This window comes from Anoxybacillus sp. UARK-01, assembly GCF_002075365.1.
Taxonomy (GTDB): Bacteria; Bacillota; Bacilli; order Bacillales; family Anoxybacillaceae; genus Anoxybacteroides; species Anoxybacteroides rupiense.
Genome location: NZ_NASY01000065.1, coordinates 1 through 694, shown reverse-complemented (window position 1 = coordinate 694; position 694 = coordinate 1). Strand labels below are relative to the sequence as shown.

Here is a 694-nt window from a genome sequence, read left to right as displayed (position 1 = left end):
ACACACGTGCTACAATGGGCGGTACAAAGGGTTGCGAACCCGCGAGGGGGAGCCAATCCCAAAAAGCCGCTCTCAGTTCGGATTGCAGGCTGCAACTCGCCTGCATGAAGCCGGAATCGCTAGTAATCGCGGATCAGCATGCCGCGGTGAATACGTTCCCGGGCCTTGTACACACCGCCCGTCACACCACGAGAGTTTGCAACACCCGAAGTCGGTGGGGTAACCCTTACGGGAGCCAGCCGCCGAAGGTGGGGCAGATGATTGGGGTGAAGTCGTAACAAGGTAGCCGTATCGGAAGGTGCGGCTGGATCACCTCCTTTCTAAGGATGAAAAGCGAAGGCGACTGTTCAGCCGAAGCTAGATCGTAAGAACGCTTTCGTTTTGTTCGGTTTTGAGAGAACATTTCCATGTTCTTTCGAACAAGAGGGTTCTTTGAAAACTAGATAACAGGTAAGAAGAAAGGAACGTGAAGCTCTTTTCACTGGTTAAGTTAGAAAGGGCGCACGGTGGATGCCTTGGCACTAGGAGCCGATGAAGGACGGGACAAACACCGATATGCTTCGGGGAGCTGTAAGTAAGCGTGGATCCGGAGATTTCCGAATGGGGAAACCCCCTGTCCGTAATGGGGCAGGATCCATACCTGAATCCATAGGGTATGGAGGGCAGACCCGGGGAACTGAAACATCTAAGTACC

2 rRNA genes are annotated in these 694 nt (G+C 53.5%); both read left to right on the top strand.

Going from position 1 to position 694, the window contains the following annotated elements:
* Nucleotides 1–320 (top strand): 16S ribosomal RNA (locus B6A27_RS18315); the annotation flags it as partial.
* A gap of 163 nt (nt 321–483) precedes the next feature.
* Nucleotides 484–694, top strand: a 23S ribosomal RNA gene (locus B6A27_RS18310); the annotation flags it as partial.